The organism is Bradyrhizobium sp. USDA 4354 (assembly GCF_054060315.1).
On record NZ_JBSSDC010000001.1, the window covers coordinates 930,326 to 952,803 of the forward strand.

General features: G+C 64.6%; 26 protein-coding genes and 1 tRNA gene. 10 read left to right on the top strand and 17 right to left on the bottom strand.

The features are described 5' to 3' along the window. Window positions 1-16 precede the first annotated feature (16 nt). A complete protein-coding gene (locus ACVIIV_RS04425) occupies window positions 17-217 on the bottom strand; it encodes a hypothetical protein (RefSeq protein WP_456743092.1) in 201 nt (66 codons plus the stop codon). 316 nt (window positions 218-533) lie between these two features. On the opposite strand from ACVIIV_RS04425, the gene ACVIIV_RS04430 reads away from it, so the two are divergent. The 3 genes from ACVIIV_RS04430 to ACVIIV_RS04440 all read left to right on the top strand — a co-directional run bounded on the left by ACVIIV_RS04430 (window position 534) and on the right by ACVIIV_RS04440 (window position 2,359). Further along, window positions 534-608 (top strand) — tRNA-Thr (locus ACVIIV_RS04430). Window positions 609-676: 68 nt separating this feature from the next. Continuing rightward, window positions 677-1,027 carry a RidA family protein gene (locus ACVIIV_RS04435; protein WP_456743093.1) on the top strand — a complete coding sequence of 117 codons (351 nt, stop codon included), beginning with the start codon at window positions 677-679 and terminating at the stop codon, window positions 1,025-1,027. A gap of 864 nt (window positions 1,028-1,891) precedes the next feature. Then, window positions 1,892-2,359, top strand: a complete 468-nt coding sequence (locus tag ACVIIV_RS04440; RefSeq protein WP_456743094.1) for a nuclear transport factor 2 family protein — start codon at window positions 1,892-1,894, stop codon at window positions 2,357-2,359. 891 nt (window positions 2,360-3,250) lie between these two features. On the opposite strand, the gene ACVIIV_RS04445 is transcribed toward ACVIIV_RS04440, so the two are convergent. The 4 genes from ACVIIV_RS04445 to ACVIIV_RS04460 form a co-directional block, all read right to left on the bottom strand. Further along, the gene (locus ACVIIV_RS04445; RefSeq protein ID WP_456743095.1) at window positions 3,251-3,727 is read right to left on the bottom strand and encodes a Crp/Fnr family transcriptional regulator; all 477 of its coding nucleotides are present in this window, start codon (window positions 3,725-3,727) and stop codon (window positions 3,251-3,253) included. A 108-nt stretch (window positions 3,728-3,835) separates the two neighbouring features. Then, complete coding sequence (locus tag ACVIIV_RS04450; protein WP_456743096.1) at window positions 3,836-4,624, bottom strand: class I SAM-dependent methyltransferase; 789 nt, start codon at window positions 4,622-4,624, stop codon at window positions 3,836-3,838. 124 nt (window positions 4,625-4,748) lie between these two features. Then, complete coding sequence (locus ACVIIV_RS04455; protein ID WP_456743097.1) at window positions 4,749-5,387, bottom strand: ferric reductase-like transmembrane domain-containing protein; 639 nt, start codon at window positions 5,385-5,387, stop codon at window positions 4,749-4,751. 12 nt (window positions 5,388-5,399) lie between these two features. Beyond that, on the bottom strand, window positions 5,400-5,903 hold the full coding sequence (locus ACVIIV_RS04460; RefSeq protein WP_456743098.1) for a Twin-arginine translocation pathway signal: 504 nt from the start codon (window positions 5,901-5,903) through the stop codon (window positions 5,400-5,402). A 214-nt stretch (window positions 5,904-6,117) separates the two neighbouring features. Here ACVIIV_RS04460 and ACVIIV_RS04465 point away from each other — a divergent pair, with 214 nt between their 5' ends. After that, window positions 6,118-7,125 carry an LLM class flavin-dependent oxidoreductase gene (locus ACVIIV_RS04465; protein WP_456743099.1) on the top strand — a complete coding sequence of 336 codons (1,008 nt, stop codon included), beginning with the start codon at window positions 6,118-6,120 and terminating at the stop codon, window positions 7,123-7,125. 171 nt (window positions 7,126-7,296) lie between these two features. Next, window positions 7,297-8,025, top strand: coding sequence for a helix-turn-helix transcriptional regulator (locus ACVIIV_RS04470; RefSeq protein ID WP_456743100.1), 729 nt, complete (start codon window positions 7,297-7,299; stop codon window positions 8,023-8,025). A gap of 16 nt (window positions 8,026-8,041) precedes the next feature. Here the strand turns inward: ACVIIV_RS04470 and ACVIIV_RS04475 are convergent, their stop codons facing one another. The 6 genes from ACVIIV_RS04475 to ACVIIV_RS04500 are packed head-to-tail and all read right to left on the bottom strand — an operon-like array spanning window position 8,042 to window position 12,659. Further along, window positions 8,042-8,917 (bottom strand): amidohydrolase family protein, encoded by an 876-nt coding sequence (locus ACVIIV_RS04475; protein ID WP_456743101.1) that lies wholly within the window; start codon window positions 8,915-8,917, stop codon window positions 8,042-8,044. 14 nt (window positions 8,918-8,931) lie between these two features. Next, on the bottom strand, window positions 8,932-9,327 hold the full coding sequence (locus ACVIIV_RS04480) for a RidA family protein (RefSeq protein ID WP_456743102.1): 396 nt from the start codon (window positions 9,325-9,327) through the stop codon (window positions 8,932-8,934). Window positions 9,328-9,352: 25 nt separating this feature from the next. Then, complete coding sequence (gene hpaH, locus ACVIIV_RS04485) at window positions 9,353-10,156, bottom strand: 2-oxo-hept-4-ene-1,7-dioate hydratase (RefSeq protein WP_456743103.1); 804 nt, start codon at window positions 10,154-10,156, stop codon at window positions 9,353-9,355. Between the two features lie 3 nt (window positions 10,157-10,159). Beyond that, entirely contained in the window at window positions 10,160-11,020 is an 861-nt protein-coding gene (locus ACVIIV_RS04490) for a fumarylacetoacetate hydrolase family protein (RefSeq protein WP_456743104.1), read from the bottom strand. 52 nt (window positions 11,021-11,072) lie between these two features. Beyond that, complete coding sequence (locus ACVIIV_RS04495; protein WP_456743105.1) at window positions 11,073-11,690, bottom strand: flavin reductase family protein; 618 nt, start codon at window positions 11,688-11,690, stop codon at window positions 11,073-11,075. Window positions 11,691-11,693: 3 nt separating this feature from the next. Then, a complete protein-coding gene (locus tag ACVIIV_RS04500) occupies window positions 11,694-12,659 on the bottom strand; it encodes a Bug family tripartite tricarboxylate transporter substrate binding protein (RefSeq protein ID WP_456743106.1) in 966 nt (321 codons plus the stop codon). Between the two features lie 141 nt (window positions 12,660-12,800). Here ACVIIV_RS04500 and ACVIIV_RS04505 point away from each other — a divergent pair, with 141 nt between their 5' ends. From ACVIIV_RS04505 to ACVIIV_RS04520, 4 genes are all read left to right on the top strand, one after another. After that, complete coding sequence (locus ACVIIV_RS04505; protein WP_456743107.1) at window positions 12,801-13,607, top strand: IclR family transcriptional regulator; 807 nt, start codon at window positions 12,801-12,803, stop codon at window positions 13,605-13,607. 327 nt (window positions 13,608-13,934) lie between these two features. After that, window positions 13,935-15,230 (top strand): O-acetylhomoserine aminocarboxypropyltransferase, encoded by a 1,296-nt coding sequence (locus ACVIIV_RS04510; protein ID WP_456743108.1) that lies wholly within the window; start codon window positions 13,935-13,937, stop codon window positions 15,228-15,230. Window positions 15,231-15,234: 4 nt separating this feature from the next. Beyond that, window positions 15,235-16,017, top strand: coding sequence for an alpha/beta fold hydrolase (locus ACVIIV_RS04515; protein WP_456743109.1), 783 nt, complete (start codon window positions 15,235-15,237; stop codon window positions 16,015-16,017). A 67-nt stretch (window positions 16,018-16,084) separates the two neighbouring features. Next, on the top strand, window positions 16,085-16,588 hold the full coding sequence (locus ACVIIV_RS04520; RefSeq protein ID WP_456743110.1) for a DUF6496 domain-containing protein: 504 nt from the start codon (window positions 16,085-16,087) through the stop codon (window positions 16,586-16,588). A gap of 294 nt (window positions 16,589-16,882) precedes the next feature. Here ACVIIV_RS04520 and ACVIIV_RS04525 read toward each other — a convergent pair whose 3' ends face one another. Both ACVIIV_RS04525 and ACVIIV_RS04530 read right to left on the bottom strand, forming a co-directional pair. Next, complete coding sequence (locus tag ACVIIV_RS04525; RefSeq protein ID WP_456743111.1) at window positions 16,883-17,836, bottom strand: aliphatic sulfonate ABC transporter substrate-binding protein; 954 nt, start codon at window positions 17,834-17,836, stop codon at window positions 16,883-16,885. A 21-nt stretch (window positions 17,837-17,857) separates the two neighbouring features. Next, entirely contained in the window at window positions 17,858-18,079 is a 222-nt protein-coding gene (locus tag ACVIIV_RS04530) for a hypothetical protein (protein WP_063693420.1), read from the bottom strand. A 391-nt stretch (window positions 18,080-18,470) separates the two neighbouring features. On the opposite strand from ACVIIV_RS04530, the gene ACVIIV_RS04535 reads away from it, so the two are divergent. Next, window positions 18,471-19,202 carry an SDR family NAD(P)-dependent oxidoreductase gene (locus ACVIIV_RS04535; protein WP_456743112.1) on the top strand — a complete coding sequence of 244 codons (732 nt, stop codon included), beginning with the start codon at window positions 18,471-18,473 and terminating at the stop codon, window positions 19,200-19,202. 177 nt (window positions 19,203-19,379) lie between these two features. Here ACVIIV_RS04535 and ACVIIV_RS04540 read toward each other — a convergent pair whose 3' ends face one another. From ACVIIV_RS04540 to phnL, 4 genes are read right to left on the bottom strand one after another with little or no spacing between them, the layout of a single operon-like run. Further along, window positions 19,380-19,991, bottom strand: coding sequence for a pyridoxamine 5'-phosphate oxidase family protein (locus ACVIIV_RS04540; RefSeq protein WP_456743113.1), 612 nt, complete (start codon window positions 19,989-19,991; stop codon window positions 19,380-19,382). Between the two features lie 24 nt (window positions 19,992-20,015). Then, window positions 20,016-20,612 (bottom strand): phosphonate metabolism protein/1,5-bisphosphokinase (PRPP-forming) PhnN, encoded by a 597-nt coding sequence (phnN, locus tag ACVIIV_RS04545; protein WP_456743114.1) that lies wholly within the window; start codon window positions 20,610-20,612, stop codon window positions 20,016-20,018. Continuing rightward, window positions 20,609-21,766 carry an alpha-D-ribose 1-methylphosphonate 5-triphosphate diphosphatase gene (locus tag ACVIIV_RS04550; RefSeq protein ID WP_456743115.1) on the bottom strand — a complete coding sequence of 386 codons (1,158 nt, stop codon included), beginning with the start codon at window positions 21,764-21,766 and terminating at the stop codon, window positions 20,609-20,611. The genes phnN and ACVIIV_RS04550 overlap by 4 nt, the downstream gene beginning before the upstream one ends. A gap of 5 nt (window positions 21,767-21,771) precedes the next feature. After that, window positions 21,772-22,470 carry a phosphonate C-P lyase system protein PhnL gene (gene phnL, locus ACVIIV_RS04555; protein WP_456743116.1) on the bottom strand — a complete coding sequence of 233 codons (699 nt, stop codon included), beginning with the start codon at window positions 22,468-22,470 and terminating at the stop codon, window positions 21,772-21,774. Between the last annotated feature and the right edge of the window lie 8 nt (window positions 22,471-22,478).

Genomic DNA, 22,478 nt, shown 5'->3' on the forward strand with positions numbered 1-22,478 from the left:
CGTCACTCATTCCATTCTAGCTGCCGGTCTTGCCGGCGGCCCCCTCATTTAGGGAACCATCCTCATTCTGCGAGGGCTCGGCGATTGCGGCGCGCTCGCGCGCCTGCAGCTTCCGCCGCTTCAGGTTTTCGCGCAGCGCCGATTTCAGCCGGTCGTCACGGGACGCCCGGCCCTGTTTCGAATTCTGGCTCGCGCTCTTGTCGTTCCGGTCCGTCATCAAAGATCCATCGCAGCGATCGGCCATAACATGCCCAACGAACATGGCAGCTCAAGAGGCGAGCTCGATCCGATCGTGCGAAACGCGAAATGGATCGAATCCGGGCCCCGGGCCAACTGGCCAGTTGGGCGGGGATATCGGCCCCCGAATCGGCGGGAAGTCGGTGGTTTCGCGCGAAAACGGGCATTTTGGCCTCGATATCGGCCCGATTTTCTCGTTTTGGCGGGGCTTGCAAGCTTGCACAGGAGGGGGGCTTGTGGCAGATATCGGCCCGCTTGGTAGGCCCCTGTGGCGGCCGATTCTGATCCCAGCACATGCTGCCGTAGCTCAGTGGTAGAGCACTCCATTGGTAATGGAGAGGTCGACAGTTCAATCCTGTCTGGCAGCACCAGCTTTCCCCAATCGAGGCGAGCCCTCCGCTTCGCCAGCGTGCCCGCCGCAACAGCCGAAGACGCCATCGTGATCAAACGTTCCCTACCCTATGAAGGACTGCTCCACGAGATCGTTGAGCACAATGGTGTGCTCTATCTCGGCGGCATCGTTCCCGAGGATGCGGGGCTCGACATGGCAGGCCAGGCCGACGATGTGCTTCGCCAGTTGAAGGCCCTGCTTGATGGGGCCGGCTCCGATCTCTCCTGCGTTCTGCAGGTGACGATCTTTTTGGCTGATCTCGCCGACAAGGCGGCGCTCAACCAGGTGTGGAAGCGCTATTTCCCCGCGGACCATCTGCCGGCGCGTGCCGCCATTGGCGTTGCGGATCTCGGTCCGGGCGTCAAGCTCGAGCTGACGGCGATCGCCGCTCGCCGCTGATACACAAGCGACACCGACGAGGCGAGAAAGCTCGGTCGTTTCAACAGCACCAGTGCTCGACACATGGCTCGGCATTCTCGCGGCCTGAAACGCCCGAGTTTTGCTGGTTTCCTTGTCCCTCTTCTGTGAAGAGGGCGCAGGGAAGGCCGGGTGCCGGCTGGCACCCGCAATCCGCCGCGCGAAAAATTTGCACACGCAAATGCGCAGGCGGGACGACAGGTGGGCCGGAAAACACCCGGCCTTCCCTGCGCGATGGTTTTCACGGCCTATGCCTGCTCTCCCCGGAGCCGAGTTCCTTCTGGCCTCCGTCACCTCGCGAATTGGCGATGCCTCCAGGCCCGGTTGAGCCCAAAACCATCTCCGCAAGGCTTGACCGTAGCAACGACGGTCAGGACCACACGGTTTAGCCGTACGCGTCGGCCCGGCTTCGCTTTAGTAGCTTCGCCGGACACAGCGCCGTCCGTCCGCACGGGGTGAGGACCTCACGAGGTTCATCTCGCCCTGGTCCCACTTCGCGTGCCCGGCGCTGCCGCGTCCACCGCACCCCAGCCCACGTTCGTGACGACGTACGATCGCCCCTCTCCTTGGGCCGGGATGGCGGGATAGTGCCGCAAATCCGAATTTCGGTAAAGTGGAATATTTTTGCGGGAGGGGGTTGACGGGTTTTGACAGGAGGCGGGGTGTTTTGCCCGACGGGTCAGAAGCGTTGCAGTCAATATCGGGGTTTTGACCCGATGCGGAAATCCTACCACCGGACATGCCGCCTGAAATCACGTGGTCTTTGGACCCTCGTTGGGGTAATTTTCTGTTGCAACTGATAACCGCGAGCGGACCATTTCGCCGCGACATCAAGGGAGGACGATCATGACCTTCCGCGCACGAAGTCATCTTGCTTTCTTCGCGTCATTCTTGCTTCTGACTACGGCTGACGCGGTTCGCGCGGGCAGCGAGGACGAAGTGAAGGCTCTCTTCACAAGATTTGTTGCCGCACAAAACGCTCATGACCTCAAGGAGGTTGGTGAGCTTCTGCAAGACTCAGCTCAGTTCTTGTGGATCACGCGCGGCGCCCCTGTCTGGGGTCACGCCGCAGCAATCAAGCGCTTCGAGACCCTGTATCAAGGCACTTGGTCCCTTGACCCGAAAATGGACGAACTGAAGGTCATCGAATTGCAGACGGGGGTGGCGCAACTCTATGTGCCAGTAACCTTTATGATTTCACCGCCTGGACAGACTGCGCAGCCGACACGGTTCCTGATGAATCAAGTGCTGGTGAAAACAGGCGACGATTGGAAGATAACGAGCATCCTTCCAATTCCTGCGCCTCAGCCATAGACCAAGTTTATTTGCCGAATGCTTCGGAACAACGGCGCCAATTTGCTCGGAGCTCATCAAGCGAGCCAGAAGAGCTGATCGCTCTACGTTCGATGGAGCGCGGCCGCTCTGGGTGAACAACCGGGCGGGCCATGTCTTCTCTTGGCCCTTGGTGGCATCGCTTGGCTTTGACCCCGAATCGGGCGTTGAGCACCCCTGTGGCACGACGTAAGCTCTCGCCCAGTTCGCAGGCTGAGGAGAAGGCGGGTGCTGGCCAGCCCAAAGATCACCCCTTCGCGGACGTCCAAGGCGCCAGACGTTTGACCTGTGTCGCTCAAGCCTGCGGCCATTGCAAACTGTGCTGGCGCGCCTTTCCGAAAAGATGCAGTTGCACTGCACGTTGACCCCTTATTTGATGGTGATAGTCTTTCAGCTCGCGGCCTGTCCGGGAGGACACAATGGGATGGTTCGACCGCCTGTTTGGAAGGATGTCGGAGCCGACGACCCCTCTCTTTGCGAGATTTCGGCGGAAATCGAAGGCACCGACCGACCCTGATCTTCTGAAAATCGCCAAAGACCGGAAGGGGCATATTTCCCGAAGAGCCGTCAGAGATGAGTATAATCGGCTGGTCCTGGAGAAGTACGCGCACGATAAGTCGTGATTGCCAAGACCCATCGAGACCTTTGCTCAATGGCAAAACATGATGGTTTCGCCACTGCTCTATCCCCTACCCACCATCAATTGTCGTCATTCATCGACAGTAGCGTAGGATGGGTAGAGCGAAGCGAAACCCATCAAATCCTTCGCTCGAAGATGAAAACATGATGGGTTTCGCAAGCGCTCTACCCATCGTACGCGCTGCTCAGTGACGAAACATGAGGGTTTCGTAACTGCTCTATCGCCTCGCACCATCAATTGTCGCCATCGATCTGCAGTGCCGCGTAGCGATCATCGGCCCGGCGCAGCCGCCGGCACAGCTCGCGATTGATGTTCTGCAGGACGATCACATAGGCGTGGATGTCGGCCTTGTAGCAGGCGTAGAGCTTTTGGGCCGTCAGCTCGTACAGCACAGTCGGACTCTCCGCGACGACCGTGGCGGAGCGGTTTTGCATTTCGATCAGCGTCATCTCACCGAAGAAATCGCCGGGATTCAGACGGGAAATGGGAATGACGCGCCCCGCATTCGTGCGTTTGCTCACCGCCAGCCGACCGGATTTGACGATGAACATCGAGCGCCCCGGCTCGCCCTCCGCCACGACGGTCGCGTTGGCATCGAAGCGGCGCTCGACCAGCATCGATATCAGGAGGTCGAGGCTTGGATCCGGGAGACCGCCGAAGAACGGCGTCGCGAGCAGAAACGCTTTCAGATCGGGAACCGTGACAGTCATCGCGTGAGGTTACGCCCCGTCGCTGACTGCGGCAAGAAACCCATCGCGCTTTCTGCGCGGAGGCATGATGGGTTTCGCAAGTGCTCTACCCATCCTCCGCGCCGCAAGCTATTTGGGCCGGCGTCCCTTGATCGCGTGTGCGCGCGCACTGCAGGTGATGCGACCATCGGCATCCGCCGGCAGGCGCGCGCGAACCCGCGAGATGAGAGCCTCGACGTCTGCCGGTTTCATCGCTGCAACGGCAGGCCGAAGCGCAGGAGACTTCAGACTGGTCGCCCAAAAGTCATCGAAACCTGAAAAAGTCCGTTGCACCGCAATCTCTCGCGTTTGCACGTCCTCGAGACCTGCTCCGGTCCACAGCTCGCGCAATGTTCCCATGCGAGAGGCGTCCATCCGTGGTGGGCGGGTCGCCGCAAGGCCCATTGCCTTTATCGCATCGTAGATCGGATCAAGCGGAAAGCCGCCACCCAACATATCCCACATGTACGTCATGACCGCACCACCGGGGACAACGACCCGCACCATCTCGCTGACGCCCTTGGCGGGATCCGGAACGAACACGAGAACCAACGCCATCACAGCCGCATCGAAGCTGCCGTCGGCGAAAGGGAGCGCCATGGCATCACCTTGGCGAAACTTTGCCACGCGCGCCGCAGGTCGCGTGCGCGCAAAAGCAAGCTGCTCTGCCGAGGGGTCAATGCCCTGGACCTCGACGGGGCTGCAGCGCTCGATCAGGAGCTCAGTGAAGGCCCCGCTGCCGCAACCGATGTCGATCCACCGCAAGCCGGCAGGAGGTGCCAGCCAGTCAAGGAATATCTCGCCAGCGGACCGGCTCCAAACTCCCATCATTTGCTCGTAGGCAGCACCGTCGTCGAAGTGAATTGTCTGCTCAGCCATTTCGAGATCCTCCCGGCCCGATGACGATCCTTGGTACGATCCTTGGTACGATCCTTGGCGCGCGCCATTCTGCACACAAAGGATGGAATCGGGGAAGTCTCGGATGTGACCTGGTCCGCCCGGATTACTGCCGCGCAACGCTCTCCCCGCGCAACGTCCGTCGCTTTCGCCACACCTGCAGGTCAATCATGACTTTCACGGTTGCCGCGAGGACAAGCGCACACAGCGCCGCCTTCGAGATCGTCTCCATCGTCCCCTCGATCAGCAGGCAATGGACCACGCTGCCTGCGACGATGACGATCGCCAGCGGCATATGAACGTAGCGCCAGGTTCGCGGCCGCAGTCCCAGCCGCCGACGCAAGGGAGCCAATAGCGCAACAGCGAAGATGGCCCACATCGCGGTCACGCCAAAGGGGGAGAACGGCGTCGGCGATGAGTAGGTCAGCGCGTCGATCATATCAGGGGGACTGGTGACCCAGAGGCCAGCGACGTGGATCACGATCGCCAGAGCAAGCGCGCCGCCAGTCCAGTGATGGGCACGCCGGCCGCGATAGGCCGACAATCCCGGCAGGTATCCGCCGATCAGCAGGGGTTGAACAAGCACAAGACCAAGGGCAACAATTCCGGCAAATCCGGCAAGGATGTAGACCGGACCGCGCCATGCAAGCAGCTCACTCTCCGCAGCAATCGCCATCGGCGCGCCGATGGCCAAGGCAAGGGCAGCCCAGATCAGGATCACCCGGGCCAGTCGCCATCCCTTCATGTGCAATTCGGCTCAAGCCGGCTGAAGCACGAAGTGCGCCTCGAGGCTGGTTTCCTTTGCGCTCCGCATCACCGGCCGCAGGAAGACGGTTTTGAATTCGCCGCTATCATAGGCGAGGTGGCCATGCGGCTGGCCGAAGATGGGAATGATCTGCGGCATCTCGAGGCGGAACTTGCCGTCCTTGTCGGTGAGCGTGGCGCCATGGCTCTGCGGCTCGTGCTCCTGCCCTTCGACCGTGTGCGCCCAGATCTGGATGCGCTGCCCGGCGAGCGGAGCCCCGTCGCCGGCGCGGCGCACGGTGCCGCTCATCCAGAAGCCGCCCTTGCCGATCCGCTCCACGACCGCCGCGCCCTTGCGGTAATTGTTCGCCCCGCCCGACATCGACTCGGTCGGCGCGAGGCCTGCCGCACGGGCCGGCAGCAGCAGACCGGAAACCCCGGTTGCCAAAAGCCCGGTTGCGAGAACGGAGCCGCCGGCGGCGAGCAGGCTTCGGCGGTTGAATACGACCGTGGTCATCTCGGTTCCTCCTGGCAACCCCGCGATTGCTTCCGCAAGCTACAGCAACAGGCGCAAAACGCCCAGTTGCGACGAAGGGCGCCAGGGGGCGCAATAACAGTGTTGTGAACGGCGACGCGGGCTGCTCGAACCTTTGAGCGACGGTGTCGTCGCGACACTACATATGTCCCTACGCGCATCACCGCACAGATCCTTTCACGTCAGGTTTCCCCACATGATCCCCTTCTCCGTGCTCGACCTCGCACCCATCTGCCAGGGCGGCGACGCGTCGCAGGCGTTTCGCAACTCGCTCGATCTCGCCCAGCATGCTGAGAAGTGGGGCTACAAACGGTTCTGGCTGGCCGAGCATCACAACATGACGGGCATCGCGAGCGCGGCGACGTCGGTGGTGATCGGGCATATCGCGGGCGGGACCAGGACGATCCGCGTCGGTTCGGGTGGGATCATGCTGCCGAACCATTCGCCGCTGGTCATCGCCGAGCAGTTCGGCACGCTGGAATCGCTCTATCCCGGGCGGATCGATCTCGGGCTCGGCCGCGCGCCGGGCACCGACCAGTTCACGGCCCGGGCACTGCGGCGCGATCTCGCCACGGCTGCCGAGAATTTTCCGCATGACGTGCTGGAATTGCAGGCGCTGCTCGGCGACGTGCAGCCGAACCAGGCGATCCGCGCCGTGCCCGGCCTGGGAACGAAGGTGCCGCTCTGGATCCTGGGATCGAGCACCTTTGGCGCGCAGCTGGCCGCGATGCTGGGGCTGCCGTTCGCGTTCGCCTCGCATTTCGCGCCGCAGATGATGATGCCGGCGCTGCGCGAATATCGCGCACGCTTCGAGCCGTCAGCGCAGCTCGGCAAGCCCTATGCGATGATCGGCGTCAACGTGTTCGCGGCTGATAGCGATGAGGAGGCACGGCGGATGTTCTCTTCGCTCCAGCAGCAGTTCATCAACTTGCGCCGCGGCACGCCGGGGCCGCTGCCGCCGCCGACTGGCGACATGGATGCGCTGTGGTCGCCGGCGGAGAAGGCCGGCGTTGCGCAAGCGCTGTCGTGCTCCGCGGTCGGCTCGTCTGACGTGGTGGAAGAGAAGCTGAGGACGCTCATCGCCGAGACCGGCGCGGACGAATTGATGACGACGGGGCAGATCTACGACCACGCCGCACGGCTGCGCTCATTCGAGATCGCGGCCGAGGTGCGCGACCGGCTGGCGGCGTCGCCCGATCGCTGAACCCAGTGCGGATGCAGGCTGAACGCGCCCGGCCCCGCGACAGCCAGGCACCGGCGCGCGGCTCCGGCTGGAACATGCGTGAGATTGCAGGCCTCGCGGTGGTGTCCTAAACTCGGGACATGAAAGGGTAGCGTAGCGCCGATCCCTCAAGATCAGATCGGAGGATCGGCGGTGGATGTGATCCGTAGCCGCGCATTCGAGTTCATCGAGACGGTCCAAGAGCTTTCCGACACCGCGAGTGTCCTGGACGCAATGGGACGCATGCTCGGCCAGTACGGCCCCGACCAGTTCTGTTGCGCCTATGTCGCCCCGCTCTCGAACGAAGCCACGCGCGAGGCCGTTCTCGCCCATCGGCTGCCGCCCGGCTTTCTGGATATGTATTCCACCGAGCAGTTCGTCTGGGACGATCCGGCACTGCGCTACTGCAAGACGACGCTGCGCCCGTTCCGATGGTTCAGGGAAGCACCGTTCGATCCGACCCGCGAGCCGCGCGCGGTCGAACTGGTGCGGCGCGCCCGCGACTTCGGGCTGGTCGACGGCGTGATGGTCCCGATCGCTTCACCTGCGAACCGCATCGGTCATGTGTTCTTCGGCGGCCGCGAAATCGATCTGCCGGAGCGCGATTTGCCGGCTCTCCATCTCATGGCGCTTTATGCCTTCGACCGGGCGCTGACACTGCGCGGCCAGCCCGAGCCACGAAAGCTTGCGCTGTCCCTGCGCGAGTGCGAGGTGCTGACGCTGGCGGCGATCGGGCGTTCCACCGAGGAGATCGCGGACGCCCTGGCGATCACGGCGCGCACCGTGAAGGCGCACGTCAAGAGCTGCTGCAAGAAGCTCGGCGCGACCACCCGCACGCAGGCCGTGATGATCGCCATGCGCGATCGGATCATCTCGCCCTGATCGGTCGCGCTATGCTTTAGTCCGGAAAGCCGAACAGCTTGGCCGGATTGTGCACCAGGATCTTCTCCAGCTCCGCCTGGTCTGGTGCGTAGCGGTACATCAGCTCGAGCAGATCGGCATCGTTCGGCGGCTGCTTGACGGAGACCGGGTGCGGCCAGTCGCTGGCCCAGACGCAGCGGTCGGGGGCCGCCTCGATATAGGCGCGCGCGATCGGAATCACGTCGTCGTAGGGAGCGCCCGTCTTCGAGGTCTTCTCGCCGAGCGACAGCATGACCCAGAAATTGCCCTTCTCGAGCAGCTCCAGCATCCTGCGCAGGTTCGGATCGTTCTTGCCGGCTTCGGGATCAGGACGCGCCATGTGGTCGATCAGCACGGGCACGTCGAGATTCTCATACTTTGCCACGCTCGACATGATGCCGTCCTTCTCCGGCTGGATCTTGACGTACCAGCCGAGCTCGCGGATGCGGGCGATGGCGCGGGCGAAATCGGCGTCCGACAGCACCGCGCCGAGCTCCTGGCGGAAGCTGAACCGCGCGCCGCGCACGCCGGCGTCATGCAGCTTGGCGAGGTAGGCATCGCCCGCCTCGGCGAACACCAGCGCATTGGCGCAGCCGCGATAGTTCGGGCCCATGGCGGCAAGACCGTCGAGCACGACGGCATGGTCGGCGCCATAGGTCGTGGTCTGCACGATGATGCCGCGCTCGATGCCGAGCGCCCTGTGCATGCGCAGTGCCGCTTCCCAGGTTGCGGTCGGCATCCGATAGGCGGCGCCGGGGCGTTCCGGATATTTTTCGACGGGACCCAGCACGTGAAACTGGCTGTCGATGGTCCTCAGTGGCGGCGCCTTCACCGGGCGGCGCGGATTGGGATCGAACGGCAGATAGGTCGGCATGCGCAACAACTCCCTCAGTCGATCACGGCGGTGAAATCGCACTGCACCAGCGCGCCGCCATCCATGTTGTCCATCGGCAGCGCGTGGCGCGCGGGCCGCGAATGCTCGTCCGGAAACATTTTCAGCCACTCGACGTTGACCGGCCCGCGCTGCGAGCGGTCCTTCAGCCACACCGTCATCTTGATGATGTCGTCGGTGGTGCCGCCGGCGGCCTCCACCGTCGCCTTCATATGCGCGAACACGTTGGCGCATTGGGCATCGAGGCTCTCCGGCATCGCATTGGTCGCGGGATCGCGGCCGAGGATGACGCCGGACATCACGAGATTGCCGATGCGGCAGGCATTCGGAATCGGATTGACGTGCTTGAAGCCGCCGATGTGGATGCTCTTGCGCCGCTTTTGACCACTCATGGTGCGCTCCCTGCTTGTTGTTGCTTCAGACGAACTGGCACGACACCGAGCCGAAGGCGCCGTAGTCGGCGTGGAACGTGTCGCCGCGGCGGATGTCGACGGGACGCGTGAACGATCCCGCCAGCACCACCTCGCCTGCGGCGAGATGTTCTTCATGCGGCGCAAGGCGGTTGGCGAGCCAAGCGATGCCGTTGGCGGGATGATTGAGCACGCCGGCGGCAAGCCCGGTCTCCTCGACCTCGCCGTTGCGGAACAACAGCGCGCCAATCCAGCGCAGATCCGCATCCATCGGGCGGATCGGCCGGCCGCCGAGCACCAGCGCGGCATTGGCGGCGTTGTCCGAGATCGTGTCCATGACCTTCCGCGTCTTGCCCGTCTCCGGATCGACGCGATGCATGCGCGTCTCCAGGATTTCCAGCGCGGGCGTGACGTAGTCGGTGGCGTTGAGCACGTCGAAGATGGTGCAATCGGGCCCGCGCAGCGGCGCCTTCAGCACGAAGGCGAGCTCGACCTCGATGCGCGGCGCGTGGAAGCGGTCGAACGGAACAGGTGTGGCGTCGGCATAGAACATGTCGGCGAACAGCACGCCATAATCGGGCTCGTTGATGCCGACCGCGTTCTGCATCGCCTTCGAGGTCAGGCCGATCTTGTGGCCCTTGATGACGCGGCCGCGGCCGAGCTGAAGCCTGGTCCAGGCGCGCTGGATGGCGTAGGCATCCTCGATGCTGAAATCCGGATACTCTTTCGAGAACATCGGGATCAGCGCCTTGGTGCGCTCGGCTTCATCGAGGCGCGCGGCGAGGCGTTCGATCGTGGCAGTGTCCAGCATGACTTAGCTCTCCGCGACCACGGTGTTGCGCAGCACGCCGATGCGGCTCGACTCGACCTCGACGACGTCGCCGACCTTGAGCCAGCGCGGCGGGTCGAAGCGGGCGCCCGCTCCGGTCGGCGTGCCCGTCACGATCATGTCGCCGGGCTTCAGGGTCGCGAAGGTCGAGAGATAAGAGATCAGGAAGTCGAACGGGAACATCAGCCGCTCGGTCGTGTCCTGCTGCCGCACCTCGCCGTTGACGCGCGTGATGATGTCGTGCGGCCCGCGCGGATCGAGCTCGTCCGAGGTGACGATCCACGGGCCGATGCTGCCGGAACGGTCGAAATTCTTGCCTTGCGTGACGTTGAACTTGCCGTGGCGCAGCCAGTCGCGGACGGTGCCCTCGTTACACAGCGTCATGCCGAAGATGTGCGACCACGCCTTGTCGCGCGGGATATGACGGCCGCCCTGCCCGATCACGATGACGAGTTCGCCTTCATAGTCGAGCTGGTCCGAAACCTTGGGCTTCTCCAGCGGCTGGCCGGAGCCGGTCATCGAGGACATGCTGCGGACGAACAGGCTGGGATATTTGGGCAGGTCCGAATTGTCTTTATATTCGGCATTGCGCTCGGCGTAGTTGACGCCGATGCACCAGAGCTTTTCCGGCGCCAGCACCGGCGGCAACGGGACGAGCTTGTCCAGCGCATAGTCGGGCTTCTGCCCTGCGGCTGCTTCCTGCGCGTCGGCGAGCGCATTCGCCGCGATCAGCGCCTTCACATCCGAGAAGTCGCGGCCGATGCGCTTGGTCAGATCGACCACGCCGCCTTCAACGAGCGCGCCGTAGCGCGGCTCGCCGTCCAGGAGATAGCTCAGGAGTCGCATTGTATTCCTCCAATGATCTTGAGGCAGCTGGGCCCGAGACAGGCCCGCGCACTCAGTCCTTCGATTTGGGAGTCTGGAAGACGGTATTGAGCGTCACGATCTCGCCGAGGCGGGCGTAGCGCGGGCCGCCGATGCGCGCGATCGGGTCGAGTGCCTTGGTCTCGACCTTGCCGTCGTTCACGAGACCGTCGCGCAAATGGAACATGACGACCTCGCCGACGATGAGCCGGCTCTTGGCATCGCCGAATTCGAGGCACTGCCGGAAACGGCACTCCATCGCGACCGGCGCGGCGGCCAGCCGCGGCACCTTGATGCGCTCGCAGGGCAGCGTCTCCAGCCCGAGATGCTCGACCTCGCTGATCTCGGGCGGATGCTCGACCGAGCTGTCGTGCACCGCAGACATTAGCGGCGTGTCGGCGATGTGGATGACATATTCCTCGGTATCGAGGATGTTGTGCGCGGTGTCCTTGTAATCGGCGCCCTTGCGGCCGACGCTGATGGCCAGCATCGGCGGCTTCTGCGAGACGAAGGTGAAGGCGCTGAACGGGGCGAGATTGAGCACGCCCTTAGCTGAAAGGCTCGTGACCCACGCGATCGGGCGCGGCACCACGATGCCGGTCATCAGCCGGTAGATGCGCTCGGCGCCGAGCTCGGTGGGGTCGATCCGCATCGATCAGTCCGCCCTGATATTGGCCTTGCGCACCACCGGAATCCACTTGGCGTCCTCGCGCTCGAGATAGGCCTTGAACTCGTCTGGCGACATTGGGGTGGCTTCGCCGCCGAGCTTCTCGAACTTGTCGATCACGGCGGGGTCTTTCAGGATCGCAACCAGCGTCTCGTGCAGCTTCTCGATAACAGGCGCCGGGGTGCCTGCGGGCGCGAACAGGCCGGTAAAGGTCTGGCCGTCGAAGTCCTTGTAGCCGAGCTCGGCGAAGGTCGGCACGTCGGGCAGCGACTTCAAGCGATGCGGTGAGGTGACGGCGAGCGCGCGGAACAGCCCCGCCTTGATGTGCTGGAGGCTGACCGTGAGCTGGTCGAACGCGAATTGCACCTGGCCGCCCAAGAGATCGTTGATGGCCGGCGCGTTGCCGCGGTAATGCGCGGTGACCCATTGCAGCTCGAGGCTGGACTGCATCAGCTCGCTGAGCAGATGATTGGTGGTGCCGGGGCCGGGCGAAGCCATGGTCAGCTTGCCGGGCTCGCGCTTGGCGAGATCGAGAAACTCCTTGAACGTCGTCGCCTGCACCGAGGGATGAACCTCGAGCACCAGCGGCGTCATCGAGATCGTCGAAATGGGGAGAAAATCCTTCTTCCAGTTATAGGCGTCGCGCTTGTTGATCTCGGTCGCGAACAGCACCGGGCCGTTGGCGCCGACGAACAGCGTGTAGCCGTCGGGCGCCGACTTCGCGAAGGCTTCACCCGCGATCATGCCGCCGGCACCGGCCTTGTTCTCGATGACGAAGGGCTGGCCGAGCTTTTCCTGGAGCTTGTCGGCGATGATGCGCGCGGCGCTGTCGACATTGCCGCCGGCGGGATAGGGCACGATCAGCTTGACGTTGCGCGCCGGCCATTGCTGGCTAGAGGCCGGCGCGGCCAGCATCGCAGTGACGGCAGCTATGGCAATCCAGATTAATCTCATGTTAACCTCCCGGCGGCGCTTCCAACTCACGTCGAATGCCCTGGCGTCGCGCAAGACAGCTCACAAGGCATTCCGATCGGAGCGCAATCTCCAGATGCGCGCTTGCCCTGTCGAGTGAATTGTGGCGTTCTTGTCCATATTATGGACAAGAGACGTTCAGCGAAGTCCGCTCGCAGCGCCGTGGAACCGCGGCAGGGCGCGCAGGCGATCCGGCGCGCGCTCGCAGTGCTGCGCATCCTTGCCGCAGGCCGCGAAGACGGTGTGCCATTGGCCGAGGTGATCCGGGCGACGGGCCTCACCCGCCCGACCGTGCATCGCATCATCCACGTGCTGATCGAGGAAGGCATCGTCGAGCGACATGGCAAGAGCGGCCGTTACGCGATCGGCAACCAGGTGCCGGAGCTGGCGCTGGCGCGGCCGCGGCCGTCGCGCCTGCTGGTCGCGGCGAATCCGTCGTTGCAGCGCGCGTCTGCCGAGATCGGGGACACGCTGTTCCTGACGGTGCGCACCGGCAACGACACGCTGTGCGTCGATCGCCGCATCGGCGTCTATCCGATCCAGGTGCTGTCGATCGAGGTCGGCGCACGCCGGCCGCTCGGCGTCTCCAGCGCCGGCGTCGCCATCCTCGCCGCGATGCCGGCGCAGGAGGCGCGAAAGATCATCGCGGCGAACGAGAAGAGGTTCGGGGCTTACCGGACCGACGTCGCGACGGTGCTCGGCGAGGTCACCGCTGCGCGACGGCTGGGATACGGCATGAGAGAGATCGGCCTGGTGCAGGGGACGAAATCGATCTCGACCTGGATCAAGACTCCGGACGGGCAGCCCGCCGCGGCGATGACCGTCTCCGCCGTTCGCACGAGGCTCGGCCCCCGCCGCGAGCAGGAGGTCGCGGAGATCCTGCTGCGGGAGGCGCGCAGCATCGAGCAGGCGATCGGGGGTAAGGGTTGACGCACGGACGGCGCTTCTTCGCCTCTCCCCCGCCTGCGGGGAGAGGCCGGAATTCGAGCGAAGCTTGAATTCCGGGTGAGGGGGGTCTCCGCAAACTCGCTGTCACTGTCTCTGCGGAGAGAGAGCCCCTCACCCCAACCCTCTCAGCGCGAGCGAAGCTCGTCGCGCCTCCATAAGAACGGGGCGAGGGAGCGCACCGCCGATGCGGCCACGGCTCACGTCACACTTCGCGCTGCACGTCGCCGCGCCGCGCTGTCAATGGGCTGACGTGCCGCTCCATTTTATGGCACAACGGCCGCCATCACCGACCGACCAACGAGGCCACGCATGCCCGCGCCAAAACCGCCTGCCTTCGAGACCCTGAGCCTGCATGCGGGCCAGCATCCGGATCCCGTGACCGGGGCCCGGGCGGTGCCGATCTACCAGACCACGTCCTACGTGTTCCAGGATTCCGACCACGCCGCGGAGCTGTTCAACCTGGAGCGCGCCGGCCACATCTATACCCGCATCTCCAACCCGACTACCGGCGTGCTGGAGGAGCGGCTTGCTGCGCTCGAGGGCGGCGTCGGCGCGATCTGCACCGCGAGCGGCCAGGCGGCGATGCACCTCGCCATCGCCACGCTGCTCAATGCCGGCGACCACATCGTGGCGTCGAGCTCGCTCTATGGCGGCACCATCAACCTCCTGGCGCACACGCTGCCGCGCTTCGGCATCACCACGACGTTTGTGAAACCACGCGATCTCGACGCATTCCGCGCGGCGATCAAGCCGAACACGAAGCTCGTGATCGGCGAGACCATCGGCAACCCTGGCCTCGAGGTGCTCGACATCCCCAAGGTTGCGGCGATCGCGCATGAGGCCAAGATTCCGCTGCTGATCGACAACACCTTTGCCACGCCCTATCTCAGCCGCCCCATCGAGCTCGGCGCCGACATCGTCATGCATTCTGCGACCAAATGGATCGGCGGCCACGGCATCGCGATCGGCGGCGCCATCGTCGACGGCGGCCGCTTCAACTGGCGCGCATCGGGCAAGTTCGGCGTGCTGACCGAGCCCTATGGCGGCTATCACGGCATCGTCTTCGACGAGCAGTTCGGAACCGCCGCCTTCATCATGCGGGCGCGCACCGAGGGCCTGCGCGATTTCGGCGCCTGCCTGTCGCCGACCAACGCATTCCAGCTGCTGCAGGGCGTCGAGACGCTGGGCGTGCGCATGGACCGCCACATGCAGAATACGCATCTGGTGCTGGAGGCGCTGAAGTCGAACAAGGCTGTCGACTGGGTGCTGCACCCGTCACTGGAGAACCATCCCGACTATCAGCTCGCCAAGACGCTGCTGCCGCGCGGCGCCGGCTCGATCGTCTCCTTCGGCATCAAGGGCGGGCGGCCCGCGGGGCGCAAGTTCATCGAATCCCTGCGCATGATCAGCCATCTCGCCAATGTCGGCGATGCCAAGACGCTGGTGATCCACCCCGCCTCGACCACGCATCAGCAGATGGACACCGAGCAGCTCAAGGCGGCCGGCGTCGGCGAGGAGCTGGTGCGGCTCTCGGTCGGCATCGAGACCGCAAGCGACATCATCGACGACCTCAACCAAGCGCTGCGCATCTCGCAAAAGGCCTGACACCATGAAGCTTTCCGTCAACGGCACCGATGTGTTTGTCGCAACCGGCGGCCGCGACTTCGACAAGTCCCTGCCTACCGTGGTCTTCATCCACGGCGCCGGCTTCGACCATTCGACCTGGGCGCTGCACACGCGCTGGTTCGCCCATCATGGTTTTTCCGTTCTCGCGCCCGACCTGCCCGGCCACGGCCGCTCGGCCGGGCCGTCGCTCTCGACCATCGCGGAGATGGCTGACTGGACGGCGGCGCTGCTCGATGCGGCGGGAGCTGCGAAGGCGCATCTGATCGGTCACTCCATGGGATCGCTGATCTCGCTGGAGACCGCCGCGCGGCATCCGGACAAGGTCTCCGCGCTGAGCCTGATCGGCACCGCCGCGACCATGTCGGTCGGCCCGGATCTCCTAAAGGCGGCCGAGGCCAATTCACAGGATGCCAACGACATGGTCTCGATCTGGGGCCTCGGCTTCAACGCCGAGCTCGGCGGCAGCCTGGCGCCGGGCCTGTGGATGCATGGCGGTGCGCAGGCGGTGCTGAGGGCTTGCGAGCCGGGGGTCCTCTTCAAGGATCTGTCGGCCTGCAATGCCTACGCGAATGCGCTGACCGCTGCCGCGAGTGTGAAGGTGCCGACGACGCTCATTCTGGGCGAGCGGGACATGATGACACCGGCCAAGGCGGGCAAGGCGCTCGCGGCCGCGATCCCGCATGCGAAGACCGTCGTGGTGCCCGGCGCCGGCCACATGATCATGGCCGAGCGGCCGGACGAGTTGCTGGCGGCGCTGAGGAACTAAGCGGATCGATCTTCTGTTTTGCGCGTTGCGGTCAGACATCCCTCTGAATCAGAAGGGGAACTCGACCATGCCAAGACAGGAAGTCATCCGCAAAGCCAGGCAGGACAAGCGTGCCGGCAAGTCGGCCAGCACGCAGGCCGGCGAATTCGTCAAGGACGAGATCGACAAGATCAGGAAGGGCAAGCATGGCGCGCGCTCGACCAAGCAGGCCATCGCGATCGGCCTGTCCGAGGCGCGTCGCGCCGGCGTCGATCTGCCGCCGCCGCGCAAAGGGCGCACCAAGAAGGCAACGCGCCGCAGCGCCAAATATGCCTATGAGGTCGGCCAGGGCAAGCGCACCGCGAAACGCCGCCCGCGCGTGTCGCGCGCCGTCGAGGGCGTGTTGAAGAAGGAGCCGCGCTCGACCGCATCGCGCGGCGCGCTGTCGAAACAGGCCAAGCGTGCCGCAAGCCGCCGAACCGCAGCGTCCCGCTCCGCCGCCGCGCGGAAAGCAAGCCACACCAAGGGCGCCAAGGTCCGCTCCGCCGCCGCAAAGAAGGCGGCGCGCACCAGGGCGCGCCGCAGGCGCTGATCAGTCGCGCCGGTTCAGCCTGAGATTCGGATGCGAAGAGCAGCTCGCCTGCGGTCCATCCTTCGAGACGCCCGCTTGGGCGGGCTCCTCAGGATGAGGGCGGAAGATGAACGGCGCCGGTGTGGCTTAGCCTCATCCTGAGAGCCTGTGAATCTATCGATTTTGCGATTTTTCGATGCGAGTCAAATCAATGACTTAGCACTCGCAAAAACGACGAAAATCCAAAAGATTCACAAACTCTGAGGAGGCACGTCGGCGCCGTCTCGAAGGACGAGGCGCACGCGAACTGCTCCCTTAGGAGCCCGGCATCCACTTCCAGACCATGTCGGAGACGTTGACGGGCTTCGGGATCAGGCCGAGCTTCGCGAAACGATCGGCGACCGCCTGCTGGCTCCTGACCACCTCGGCGTCGAGCGGCACCACGCGGAAGTTGGAGCGATCCACGAAACGCCTGACGGCCTCGATGTCAACGCCGGTCGCGTTTGCCTGCGCTTTGGCGACGTCCTCGTGGTGTTCGTTGGCCCAGACGCCTTCGGACGCGAAGGTGGTGTTGAGCTTCGCGACCAGCGAAGGATATTTATCAACGAAATCCGTGTTGGCGATGTAGAAGGCATTCGGCTTGTGCACGTCCTTGTCGAAGGCGATGACGCGGGCGTTCTCCTTCAATTCGGCGAGCGCGAGATATGGATCCCAGATCGACCAGGCGTCGACCGATCCCTTCACGAAGGCCGCGGTCGCATCGGCCGGCGCGAGCGGCGCCGGCGTGATGTCGGACCAGGACAGGCCGGCCTTTTCGAGCGCAGCGACGAGCAGATTGTGCGCGCTCGATCCCTTGCCGAAGGCGACGCGCTTGCCCTTGAGATCGCCAAGCGAGTGAATCGGCGAATCCTTCGGCACGATGATCGCCTGGGTGTTGCCTTCCGATTTGACCGCGGCGACATAGCGGATCTTGGCGCCGCCGGCTTGCGCGAAGATCGGCGGGGAGTCGCCGACATAGCCGAAATCGACGCTGCCGACATTGATGGCTTCCAGCAGCGGCGGACCGAACTGGAAATCGACCCACTTGATCTCGATGCCCAGTGGCTTGAAGGCGTTCTCGAGCGTCTGGCGCTGACGCACCGCCGGGAAAAAGCCGCCCTTCTGCGTGCCGATGCGGATTTCCGCCGGCTTGTCCTCGGCGCGAGCGGGTGCAGCCAGGGCCGTCGCAAGCAACAGCGCCGTTGCCAGGATGTGTCGTCGGTTGATCATAACGCGGTCCTTTCGGTGGGATCAGTTGGCGAAAAGTTGCGAGCTCGCGCGACGGCTACGCTCGGAGAACACGGCACGGGCGGCGCGCTCGGCCTCGCGGGCCGAACGGAATTGGCGGCCTTCAAGGCTGTCGAACAGGCGCTCGGAGGAGAAGAAGCGGAAGCCGCGCTCATCTCTCGTGATGATGCCGGCGGCGCGGTCGTGGATCTCGATGATGTAGGCGTTCGACTGGGTCTGGGACATGACTGCTCGTTCGCCGGAATTCGGCGTTCCTGTCTTGGGATTTTCGGTGTGAGGTGCTGCTAGGAGACGGTCAGCAACAACAACAGGCGCCCGTTGCCGCCGAGAAACAGCGCCGCGTCATGCACACATGCATGTCATTCGATTTGCGCTGGCGATCGGTTCTCATGGTGCGGCTTGGGCTCGAGGAGCAGTCTCTACGCTCCGAATATCGAGCGATTGGCGCGATTGGTCAATGAAATGGCTATCCATATTTGCGGCGCGCGCGCTGGGGCGCTTCTCCCGCCGCAAGCACGGACAGACGGATTCATCTCGCGATGAGTTCAACGCGCGCGAGCAGCAAGCGTGATACGCTCGATGCACCACAAGGCCGACGATTTGGGAGGTTCCAGGCATGGCGGATGCTCTGAAGGGGCGCACGGCGCTCGTGACCGGCGGCTCGCGCGGAATTGGCGCGGCCGTCTGTCGTGCGTTGGCCGAAGCCGGCGCAGCGGTGGCGATCAACTGCCGCGAGAAAATCGGCCAGGCCGAGCAGCTGGCCGGCGAGATCGGCAAGCAGGGCGGCCGCGCCATCGTGGTCGCCGCCGACGTCTCGCAGCGTGAGGCTGTGGCTGCGATGATCGAACGCGTCACGGCCGGGCTCGGGCCGATCGACATCCTCGTCAACAATGCCGGTATCGCCATCACGCGCGGCATCGACGATCTCACCGAGGACGATTTCGACCGCACCATACTGGTCAATCTGAAATCCGCTTTCCTGTGCACGCAGGCGGTGCTGCCGTCGATGCGCGCGCGGAAATGGGGTCGCATCGTCAACATCTCCTCGGGCGCGGCGCGCGGTGCCGGCTCGATCGGTCCGCACTACAATGCATCCAAGGCCGGCATGGAAGGCCTGACGCGAGGCTATGCAGCGCGGCTGGTCAAGGAAGGCATTACCGTCAATGCGGTGGCGCCGTCGCTGATCGAGACCGACATGATGAGCGGACAGCCCCAGCTCGTCAGCCGCATCCCGCTCGGCCGCTTCGGCACGGCGGACGAGGTGGCGAAAGCGGTGATGCTGCTGGTCGGCAATGCGTACATGACCGGACAGACGGTCGCGCTGAGCGGCGGGATGGCGTTTAATTGAAGCGAAGCGGCGGGCTTGCTTCACCTCTCCCCGCTTGCGGGGAGAGGTCGGATTGCATCGAAGATGCAATCCGGGTGAGGGGGTACAGGTCTCACTGCGATCTCACGTGCGGAGAGAGCCACCCTCACCCCGCCCTCTCCCCGTAAGAACGGGGAGAGGGAGACGAGAGAGCCGGGCTCACCACATCGTTGCGGCCGCGCGCTCGGGCCAGATGCGGTCGTACTCCGCACCGCCGACCTTGTTCTCGCTCATTTCTGCGAGGATCTGGCCGGGCGTCGGCAGCGTCTTGGGATCGACGCGCTTGTCGGGGTTCCAGAGGTCGGAGCGGACGATGGCGCGGGCGCACTGGAAGTAGATCTCCTCCACGTTCATCACCATGACGCTGCGCGGCGCCTTGCCCTCGACCTTGAACGAGGCCAGCAGCTCCGGATCGATCGACAGATGCGCGCAGCCGTTGGCACGAACCGCATTGCCGGAGCCGGGGATCAGGAACATCAGCGACACGCGCGGGTCGCGCACGATGTTGCGCAGCGAATCGACCCGGTTGTTGCCGCGACGGTCCGGCAGCATCAGCGTCTTGGGGTCGTGAATGCGGACGAAGCCGGGCAGGTCACCGCGCGGCGAGCAGTCGATGCCTTCGGGCCCGATGGTCGCCAGCGCGGCAAACGGCGCCTTCTCAATGAAGATGCGATAGAGCGGCGTGACATGGTCGGCGACTTTCACGGTCGAGGCGTCATTGGTGGCGCCGTAGATGGCCTCTAATTGTTCGACCGTTTCGATCACCGACATTCCACTCTCCATATTTGCCGGCAACTACTCCTGCCAGCCTTCATTCCTGATCACGCGAACGAGCTGGCGGCTGTGATAGTCCGCGCTGCCGGCATTGAGGATAGTGACATCGGCCTGCGCCGAGGTGTCATCGACGCTGCGCGACAGCCGCTCCGAGATATTGCCGTCGCTGTGCCTTGCGCGCGCGGCAAGCCGCTGCGCCAATACGTCCGGCGGCGCCGTGATCGCGACCACCACGACATTGGCATAGGCCCGGCGCAACGCGGCGATCACGGTGCGTGAGACGTTGACGACGACCGCGCGGCCTGCGTGGATGTCGACGTTGATTTCGAGCGGCAGCGCATAGGCGTGTCCGTGCGCCTCCCAGTGCACGGCGAAGTCGCCGTGATCGCGCGCGTGACGGAACTCATCAGGGCTGACGGCAATATTGTCCTCCGCCGCGGAGGACTCTCGCGTCACGATACGGCGCGGAAAGACGATGTCGTGATCATCGGCGCAAGCCGCTTGCGCCAGCCGCAACAGCGTGTCCTTGCCGGCGCCGCTGGGACCGACCACGAGCACGAGCCGGCCGGGACCGATCGCACCCGCCTCGCCCTCGGCCGTGGTCACCATTTCGCTCATGCGACGCGGATTCCTTCGCGCCAGACGCTGCGGACGACCGGAACGTGGCCTGCGACATGCACGCGGATCAGGTCGGCGCGCTTGCCGGTCGCGACCTCGCCGCGGTCGGTGAGGCCGACCGCCTCGGCCGGCGCCTTGGTCACGGTGCGAACCGCTGCCGGCAGGCTGATCGCGGGCACATGCTCGGGCAATTGCAGCGCGGCCATCAAAAGGCTCGACGGGATGTAATCCGACGAGAGGATATCGAGCAGGCCTTCGCGGGCGAGATCGACCGCGGCGATGTTGCCGGAGTGCGAGCCGCCTCGCACGACGTTCGGCGCGCCCATGAGAATGTCGATGCCGGCCTCGTGCAGGCCGCGCGCAGCCTCCAGCGTGGTCGGGAATTCCGCGACCGACACGCGGTCGCGCACGGCGTCCGCAACGTTCTCCTCGGTGGTGTCGTCGTGGCTCGCCAGCGGGATCTTGTACTGATGCGCCAGCGCGACGATCTCGCGCATGTTGGCCGCTGCATAGAGCCTCTGATATTCGAAGCGCTTTGCGAACAGCTCGTCGAGTTCCGCATCGGTCTTGCCGCCGCCCTTGCCGCGATAATAGTCGCGCAGCTTCACCTCATCCCGGAACTGGCGCTGGCCGGGCGTGTGATCCATCAGCGACATCAGCTTGACGTCGGGACGGTCGATCAGCTCCTTGGCCTCCTCGACCACGCTCGGCATCGGGATTTCGCAGCGCAGGTGCAGGAAATGGTCGGCGCGCAGCAGGCTGGCCTCGCGCGCGGTGGTGATCGCGGCGGCGAGCACGCCGGCGCGGCCGTCGACCTCCTCGGCACCGTCCTCGCGCCAGACCCGGAGCGAATCGAACACGGTGGTGATGCCTGAGGTCGCGAGCTGGCCGTCATAGGAGATGACGGCGGCGACCGGATTCCAGAACACTTTTGGCCGCGGCACGTAATGCGCTTCGAGATGGTCGGTGTGAAGCTCGATCAGGCCGGGCATGATCAAGTCGCCGCCGGCATCCTCTGCGCCGCCGGGTGCAGTCCCATCGCCGATCTCCGCGATGCGTCCATCGGCGAGAGCGAGCCAGCCCTGCTCGATCACCCGGTCAGCCAGCACGATCCTGGCGTTGGCGATCACTGTGTCCTTCGGCTTCATTTCCATGTCCTTCAGGCCGCGGCGGCAAAGCTGGTGACGTCGACGATGCGGTCGGCAATCAGATGGCGGATTTCGTCGTCATGGACAATGGCCACCATGGCGACGCCCTGGCGCTTCTTTTCGGCGACCAGCTCGACCACCACAGCGCGATTGGCAGCATCGAGCGAGGCGGTCGGCTCGTCCAGCAGCAGGATCGGAAGGTCCGAGATGAAGCCGCGCGCGATGTTGACGCGCTGCTGCTCGCCGCCGGAGAAGGTCGCGGGCGGAAGCTGCCAGAGACGCTCGGGGATGTTGAGACGATGCAGCAGCTCCCCGGCGCGCGCTTGTGCATCGGTCCGGCTCATACCGTTCACGACCAGCGGCTCGGCGACGACGTCGATGGTCGCGACCCGCGGCACTGCGCGCAGGAACTGGCTGACATAGCCGATGGTGGAGCGGCGGATGTTGAGGACCTGCCGCGGTTCGGCCGTGGCGAGGTCGATTACCGTGCCGCGATGGCGGATGCCGATGCGGCCGCTGTCGCAACGGTAATTGCCGAAGATCATTTTCAGGATCGACGATTTGCCGGCGCCTGACGGGCCCGACAGAACGACGCATTCGCCCGGATTGACGTGGAAGCTCACGCCGCTGACGACGGGCAATTCGACGCCGCCTTGCAAGTGCATCGTGAAGGTCTTTTGCGCATCGACGATGTCGATCATGGCGGTCATCGGAGGGC

Bases quoted from the DNA above. Each gene is read 5' to 3' on its own strand.
- hpaH (WP_456743103.1), bottom strand. From the start codon at position 10,156: ATGCTGGACACTGCCACGATCGAACGCCTCGCCGCGCGCCTCGATGAA.
- ACVIIV_RS04525 (WP_456743111.1), bottom strand. From the start codon at position 17,836: ATGATCAACCGACGACACATCCTGGCAACGGCGCTGTTGCTTGCGACG.
- ACVIIV_RS04515 (WP_456743109.1), top strand. From the start codon at position 15,235: ATGAAGCTTTCCGTCAACGGCACCGATGTGTTTGTCGCAACCGGCGGC.
- ACVIIV_RS04425 (WP_456743092.1), bottom strand. From the start codon at position 217: ATGACGGACCGGAACGACAAGAGCGCGAGCCAGAATTCGAAACAGGGC.
- ACVIIV_RS04530 (WP_063693420.1), bottom strand. From the start codon at position 18,079: ATGTCCCAGACCCAGTCGAACGCCTACATCATCGAGATCCACGACCGC.
- ACVIIV_RS04550 (WP_456743115.1), bottom strand. From the start codon at position 21,766: ATGGAAATGAAGCCGAAGGACACAGTGATCGCCAACGCCAGGATCGTG.
- ACVIIV_RS04455 (WP_456743097.1), bottom strand. From the start codon at position 5,387: ATGAAGGGATGGCGACTGGCCCGGGTGATCCTGATCTGGGCTGCCCTT.
- ACVIIV_RS04475 (WP_456743101.1), bottom strand. From the start codon at position 8,917: ATGCCGACCTATCTGCCGTTCGATCCCAATCCGCGCCGCCCGGTGAAG.
- ACVIIV_RS04510 (WP_456743108.1), top strand. From the start codon at position 13,935: ATGCCCGCGCCAAAACCGCCTGCCTTCGAGACCCTGAGCCTGCATGCG.
- phnL (WP_456743116.1), bottom strand. From the start codon at position 22,470: ATGACCGCCATGATCGACATCGTCGATGCGCAAAAGACCTTCACGATG.
- ACVIIV_RS04540 (WP_456743113.1), bottom strand. From the start codon at position 19,991: ATGTCGGTGATCGAAACGGTCGAACAATTAGAGGCCATCTACGGCGCC.
- ACVIIV_RS04520 (WP_456743110.1), top strand. From the start codon at position 16,085: ATGCCAAGACAGGAAGTCATCCGCAAAGCCAGGCAGGACAAGCGTGCC.
- ACVIIV_RS04505 (WP_456743107.1), top strand. From the start codon at position 12,801: ATGGACAAGAGACGTTCAGCGAAGTCCGCTCGCAGCGCCGTGGAACCG.
- ACVIIV_RS04490 (WP_456743104.1), bottom strand. From the start codon at position 11,020: ATGCGACTCCTGAGCTATCTCCTGGACGGCGAGCCGCGCTACGGCGCG.
- phnN (WP_456743114.1), bottom strand. From the start codon at position 20,612: ATGAGCGAAATGGTGACCACGGCCGAGGGCGAGGCGGGTGCGATCGGT.
- ACVIIV_RS04480 (WP_456743102.1), bottom strand. From the start codon at position 9,327: ATGAGTGGTCAAAAGCGGCGCAAGAGCATCCACATCGGCGGCTTCAAG.
- ACVIIV_RS04445 (WP_456743095.1), bottom strand. From the start codon at position 3,727: ATGACTGTCACGGTTCCCGATCTGAAAGCGTTTCTGCTCGCGACGCCG.
- ACVIIV_RS04500 (WP_456743106.1), bottom strand. From the start codon at position 12,659: ATGAGATTAATCTGGATTGCCATAGCTGCCGTCACTGCGATGCTGGCC.
- ACVIIV_RS04440 (WP_456743094.1), top strand. From the start codon at position 1,892: ATGACCTTCCGCGCACGAAGTCATCTTGCTTTCTTCGCGTCATTCTTG.
- ACVIIV_RS04495 (WP_456743105.1), bottom strand. From the start codon at position 11,690: ATGCGGATCGACCCCACCGAGCTCGGCGCCGAGCGCATCTACCGGCTG.
- ACVIIV_RS04535 (WP_456743112.1), top strand. From the start codon at position 18,471: ATGGCGGATGCTCTGAAGGGGCGCACGGCGCTCGTGACCGGCGGCTCG.
- ACVIIV_RS04460 (WP_456743098.1), bottom strand. From the start codon at position 5,903: ATGACCACGGTCGTATTCAACCGCCGAAGCCTGCTCGCCGCCGGCGGC.
- ACVIIV_RS04465 (WP_456743099.1), top strand. From the start codon at position 6,118: ATGATCCCCTTCTCCGTGCTCGACCTCGCACCCATCTGCCAGGGCGGC.
- ACVIIV_RS04450 (WP_456743096.1), bottom strand. From the start codon at position 4,624: ATGGCTGAGCAGACAATTCACTTCGACGACGGTGCTGCCTACGAGCAA.